Raw genomic sequence first — 4323 nt, forward strand, 5'->3', positions numbered from 1 at the left:
TTAATTTAACTGTGTAACCCTAATAACTATTCCCATTATATACCTTCTCATTACAATAATTTTTTGAAAACTTTGCTGTTAAGCTATTTTCTGTTAATAGCACTTCTTTTAAGGAGAGTTTTTTTGAAAAAGATTTATAAATAGCCCTTTGTATTTTCTCAGCTTTTAATTGTGTAGTTTGTAATTGAGATAATTTATGTGAATTTACCTGTGATACACTCATTCTAGAAGATTTCTATTTTTGAAGAATTGACCTTTAAAAATACAAGCATTTATAACAATCTTCTTGGTTTAAGATTCAAATGTAAAAAAGAATTCTCGGTTAAGATCCTACCTTTAGGAGTACGAATAATAAAACCCTGTTGTAATAAATAAGGCTCTACAACATCTTCTATAGTATCTTTACTTTCTGAAAGCATAGCACTAATTGTATCTATACCAACCGGTCCACCGTCATAAAAATCTGCAATGCTTTTTAGATATTTTAAATCTATTGTATCCAGTCCTTTATTATCTACACCCAATCTATACAGAGTTTCATCAGCTATATCTTTATCTACAATTTCTTTATGTGATAAGGTTAAAAAATCCCTCACTCTTTTTAAGAGTCTGTTAGCAATTCTCGGTGTTCCCCTAGAACGTTTAGCAATCTCTAAAGCTCCATCCGGTAAAATTTTAATATTAAGAATTTTAGCTGTTCTAAAAATGATAGTTTGTAATTCTGCTATTGTATAAAAATCCATTTGTAAATTAATACCGAACCTATCTCTTAAAGGGTTAGATAATAAACCAAAACGAGTAGTAGCTCCTACCAAAGTAAATTTAGGTAAATCTATTCTTAGGGCTCTAGCAGCAGGACCTTCTCCTAAAATAATATCTAATTTAAAATCTTCCATTGCAGAATATAAAATTTCTTCCACTGTAATATTTAATCTATGAATTTCATCAATAAATAAAATGTCCCTAGCTTCTAAATTAGTAAGGATAGCAGCTAAATCCCCACTTTTAGTAATAGCAGGACCTGCAGTAATTTTTATTTGCGAGCCTAACTCATGGGCAATAATTTGTGATAAAGTAGTTTTACCCAACCCAGGAGGACCAGAAATTAGTACATGATCTAGAGATTCATTTCTTACAAGAGTAGCATCAATAAAAATTTTTAGATTGTCTTTAACTCTACCCTGTCCGATAAAATCATGCAATAACGCAGGGCGCACATTTATATCCATATCTAAATATTCTTGCAAATCCGGATTTATAATTCTTGTTTCATCCATTTACTAATTCCTATTTTAGCTTATTATTCATAAAATAAGCTAAAGATTTTTTGATAAGCTCTTCTAAGGTAACCTCATCAATATTACATGCTCTCAACACATTGCCCAGTGCAGTTTTAGCTACAATTTTGGAATAACCTAACCCCTCTAAAGCACTCAGTGTTTCTAACATTTTTAAATTGCCCGTATCCTCAACACTTATAACAATATTGGGGTTAGTTGTAGGAAATTTTATAGCCAACTTATTAATCTTATCTTTTAATTCTGCAATAATTCTAGTTGCAACTTTATCTCCTATCCCTGTAATTGCTTTAAAAACACTAATTTCTCCTAATAAAATAGCTTGTGCAATATCAGCTACTTTTAAATTTGATACAATAGCTAAAGCTACTTTAGCTCCTACTCCTTGTACGGTTTTTAATAAATTAAATATTACTTTTTCCTCCATAGAAAAAAATCCAAACAAGGTAATGCTATCTTCACGTACTTGAGTTTCAATAAATAAACTTAATTCTTGCCCTATACTAATTGTTCCTAATTTATTTAAGGGAATGTAAACCAAATAACCAACTCCGTTAGCATTTAGAATAATATTATCTTCTGCCATAAAAGATATTTTCCCTATTAATTGACCTATCATATGAATTGCTCTTTAATAAGATTTTGATGGTAACAACGACAAATTGCCACTGCCAGAGCATCAGTTATATCAAAGTTTTTACCAATTCTCTCAGGTAGTATTAGTTTAGGTAATAACATTTTTACCATATATTGTACCTGCTCTTTTGTAGCATGCCCAACTCCGCTAATAGTTTTTTTTACAGTATTAGGAGCATATTCAAATACTTTTAAATTATATACCGCAGGAACCATTAAGGCTACTCCTCTTGCCTGACCTAATTTAAGTGCGGAACTTGGATTATTATTCATAAAAACTTCTTCTAATGAACACTCCTGAGGTTGATATTTTTCAATAATTTCCTTTAAATTATGATATATATACTTAAGTTTTACAGAATCTCCTTCTCCAGCTTTAGTCTTAATAACACCAGAATTAACATAACTTAAGGTATTATTTTTGTAATTTATAATCCCCCACCCTGTAAATCTTAAACCGGGATCTAAGCCTAATATGCGCATGTTAATAATCTATTATTAATTAACTGCATTTTTCTAGAATTTGCTGACTAATCTCAAAATTTGCAAAAACTTTTTGAATATCATCATTGTCTTCTAAAGCATCAATACATCTTAAAACCCCTTGAGCTTTATCAACTTCCTCTATTGATACTATATGTTTAGGCATCCACTCTATAGCAATACTAAGGGGCTCTATTTTGAGATTTTTTATTAAAAAATCAGTACTGTGATGCAAATTAGCAATTTGAGTATTCACAATATATAAAGAATCTTCTTCTCTAATATCAGTAGCTGAAATTTCTGTTGCTAACTCAAAGAGTTCTTCAAAATCCGTAATTTTTTTACTAAAAGTAATTGCTCCTAAATGCTCAAACATAAAGTTTACACTCCCAGTTTCTCCTAAGCTCCCACCGTGTTTAGTAAAAATGGTTCTAATATCAGAAGCACTACGATTTCTATTATCAGTTAAAGCCTCAATAATAATTGCTACCCCGTATGGTCCATAGCCTTCATAGTGCATTTCCTCATAATTAATACCATCAAATTCCCTAGAGGCTTTTTTAATAGCTCTCTCAATATTGTCTTTAGGCATATTCACTTCTTTAGCTGTAGCAATTGCCACTCTTAACCTTGGATTAGAGTTAAAATCGGCACTGCCTTGTTTTACTGACACCATAATTTCTCTATTAATTTTTGTAAAGATTTTTGCTCTTTTTTTATCTTGAGACCCTTTACGATGCATTATATTCTTAAATTGGGAATGTCCTGCCATATCTTTCCTTATTTTTTATTACCTATTACCTCATAATATACATTAATTACATCATTTTTTGAACCTCATGATTTTTTCTAATGAATTGATTATATATTATAACAATTATATGTAAAAAAATTAAAGCCGGTAGCAAATACTGTGCCACCAATCTATGAATGGTACCCATAATAGTTCTTAAAGCCTGAGGGTCTAGAAACAGAATATTCTCTAAAAAACTTAGGAAAGAAATATTATCGTATAAATGCGACATAAGTTCATTCCCAAAATTATAATGCCCTATTACACCCAAAATCGGAATTAACAACATTAATGAATATAATAAACCTTGAATTACATTTCTGATATTCTTCTCAAGAACACTAGTAGCACTACCATTAGGGTGAACATTAAATATTTTCCATAAAATATTTAGGCAAATTATTATAAAAAATACTACTCCTATCACTTTATGATACTGAAATAAATTTATAGGTAAATAGTTATTTGAAAAAGTAGCAAAATAAATCATAATTAAAAACAGTACTCGTAACCAATGAAATATTTTTGATACTAAACCATATTGTATCTCATTATCAAATATTTTTATTTGTAAGCTCTTAGAGTAAGTCATATAAAGCTTTTATCCTAATTTTTTATATTATATATTATAATTAATAAGTATTGCATCTTAAAATATTATTTTAGCACTAAGTTTTTTTGGAATAAACTCTTGTAAGCTTCCCCCTAAAACTATAGGGCTACAATAATTACATAAGCCGTTATCATCATCTATCTCCAAATATAGAGCACAAAAACTAGCTTTACCTTTTGCAGGTTCTAATCTTTGGGTTTTTTCTTGGGTTAAAAATCTATTCACTACAATATCTTTATCCATTCCAACTACAGAGTAATAATCTCCGCACATTCCCACATCTGTTTGATAAGCAGTTCCTTTTGATAAAATCCTAGCATCATTCGTGGGGATATGAGAATGCGTACCGATTAGTGCAGATACTTTTCCTTCTACATATAATCCTAATGCTGTTTTTTCACTGCTTATTTCTGCATGAAAATCTATTAAGATTACATCCACATTATCTGTAAGTTGATATTTTTCTAAAATTGCTGTAATACTTTGAAAGGGATTTTTAA

Annotated in this window: 7 protein-coding genes; all 7 read right to left on the minus strand. The window is 29.8% G+C overall.

The features are described from left to right. Positions 1–19 precede the first annotated feature (19 nt). Complete coding sequence (locus ACQCX0_RS00310; RefSeq protein WP_462562046.1) at positions 20–223, minus strand: hypothetical protein; 204 nt, start codon at positions 221–223, stop codon at positions 20–22. Between the two features lie 49 nt (positions 224–272). Next, a complete protein-coding gene (gene ruvB / locus ACQCX0_RS00315; protein WP_462562047.1) occupies positions 273–1277 on the minus strand; it encodes a Holliday junction branch migration DNA helicase RuvB in 1005 nt (334 codons plus the stop codon). Between the two features lie 10 nt (positions 1278–1287). Then, positions 1288–1917, minus strand: a complete 630-nt coding sequence (ruvA, locus tag ACQCX0_RS00320; protein WP_462562048.1) for a Holliday junction branch migration protein RuvA — start codon at positions 1915–1917, stop codon at positions 1288–1290. Further along, positions 1914–2417 (minus strand): crossover junction endodeoxyribonuclease RuvC, encoded by a 504-nt coding sequence (gene ruvC, locus ACQCX0_RS00325; RefSeq protein WP_462562050.1) that lies wholly within the window; start codon positions 2415–2417, stop codon positions 1914–1916. Before ruvC ends, ruvA begins: the two co-directional genes overlap by 4 nt. 19 nt (positions 2418–2436) lie before the next feature. After that, positions 2437–3189 carry a YebC/PmpR family DNA-binding transcriptional regulator gene (locus tag ACQCX0_RS00330; RefSeq protein ID WP_462562051.1) on the minus strand — a complete coding sequence of 251 codons (753 nt, stop codon included), beginning with the start codon at positions 3187–3189 and terminating at the stop codon, positions 2437–2439. 46 nt (positions 3190–3235) lie between these two features. After that, entirely contained in the window at positions 3236–3802 is a 567-nt protein-coding gene (locus ACQCX0_RS00335) for a cytochrome b (protein ID WP_462562052.1), read from the minus strand. Between the two features lie 57 nt (positions 3803–3859). Further along, positions 3860–4323: YmdB family metallophosphoesterase (locus ACQCX0_RS00340; RefSeq protein WP_462562053.1), on the minus strand; the 464-nt coding region annotated here is incomplete at its 5' end.

This window comes from Candidatus Hepatincolaceae symbiont of Strigamia maritima (assembly GCF_055505085.1).

What these genes read in the sequence shown, in the direction of transcription:
- ruvB (WP_462562047.1), bottom strand. Translation starts at nt 1,277, where the DNA reads ATGGATGAAACAAGAATTATAAATCCGGATTTGCAAGAATATTTAGAT.
- ACQCX0_RS00330 (WP_462562051.1), bottom strand. Translation starts at nt 3,189, where the DNA reads ATGGCAGGACATTCCCAATTTAAGAATATAATGCATCGTAAAGGGTCT.
- ACQCX0_RS00310 (WP_462562046.1), bottom strand. Translation starts at nt 223, where the DNA reads ATGAGTGTATCACAGGTAAATTCACATAAATTATCTCAATTACAAACT.
- ACQCX0_RS00335 (WP_462562052.1), bottom strand. Translation starts at nt 3,802, where the DNA reads ATGACTTACTCTAAGAGCTTACAAATAAAAATATTTGATAATGAGATA.
- ruvC (WP_462562050.1), bottom strand. Translation starts at nt 2,417, where the DNA reads ATGCGCATATTAGGCTTAGATCCCGGTTTAAGATTTACAGGGTGGGGG.
- ruvA (WP_462562048.1), bottom strand. Translation starts at nt 1,917, where the DNA reads ATGATAGGTCAATTAATAGGGAAAATATCTTTTATGGCAGAAGATAAT.